Annotated in this window: 1 protein-coding gene; it reads left to right on the top strand. The window is 27.5% G+C overall.

What is annotated here, in order from left to right; all coding sequences use genetic code 11:
* Positions 1-193: 193 nt before the first annotated feature.
* Positions 194-688, top strand: a complete 495-nt coding sequence (locus ACOSP6_RS00150; protein WP_422092321.1) for a hypothetical protein — start codon at positions 194-196, stop codon at positions 686-688.
* The last annotated feature ends 328 nt before the right edge of the window (positions 689-1,016 follow it).

Here is a 1,016-nt window from a genome sequence, read left to right as displayed (position 1 = left end):
TTGCGGCTTAATTTCCTCGCCGGAAATTCAATCTTATTAATTATCTTTCGGAAACAACGGAAAAGAACTCGCGTCCTTTCCCGCAAAAAATCATACACAAATACGTTAGCCAAAATTAAGTATGAAATTAACTTTTACACTGATAATATCATTATTAATAAATATCACTTTATTCTCTCAAAAAACTGAAAAAATGTTTAAAGTGATAAATCCTACTCAATATCATATTGATTTTATAGAATACTATAAAAAATATGAAAACTATGGAGTTTTAATTTCAAATGATTCAATTATCATAGGGAAAAAAAATGAAAGTGCCATTATTATACCTACAGATTTACCTCTAAACCGTGAAGTAAAACATGAAACAATTAATGAAAATACATTATACACTCTTATTGTTAAAAGACAAAACTATACGGATATTTTCTTCACAATAACTGGAATAAAAAATCACAAAATCGTCTTTGAAAGAAACAATATTGCAGTTTTAGAATCATCTTTTCACTTAGGTTCAGAAGGTTTTTATGAAAAAAATGAAGATGAAATATATGCAATGAATGATTATAATATTAATGACAAAGAAGACAAAAAACTTCTCATTCCTACTGGAGATATAGGAATTATTAATTATTTTGAAACTAATAATGAAAAAGAAATTTTATTATTATTTAAAAAGAAAGAATAACTTTGGCTAACACCGTGTATAATTAATTGCGGCTGTATTTCCTCACCGGAAATTCAATCTTATTAATTATCTTTCCGCTAAAACGGAAAAGGACTTCCCTCCTTTTCCCGCAAAAAAATCATACACAAATACTTTAGCAAACACTGTCGAAAATGATGTATAGCTTTCTTTCTGATTAATAAATGTCAGTTTCAAAATTTTGGTTTTTAATAGTAATTCCAGTTCTATCCTTTTTTTAGAGAACTAAACGTTTTATCTATTGGCTTTTTTGCCAGCTTCTCTCCTATTTGATTGTCGGTTCTTAGTTTCTGTTTGATACGCTTTTGTT

Origin of the sequence: Tenacibaculum sp. MEBiC06402, assembly GCF_049239625.1 — a bacterium.
Taxonomy (GTDB): Bacteria; Bacteroidota; Bacteroidia; order Flavobacteriales; family Flavobacteriaceae; genus Polaribacter.
The sequence above is the reverse complement of the archived record's forward strand: the minus strand, read 5'-3'. Positions and strand labels throughout refer to the sequence as shown.

Excerpts from the sequence above, each read along its gene's own strand:
- ACOSP6_RS00150 (WP_422092321.1), top strand. The coding sequence starts at position 194 with ATGTTTAAAGTGATAAATCCTACTCAATATCATATTGATTTTATAGAA.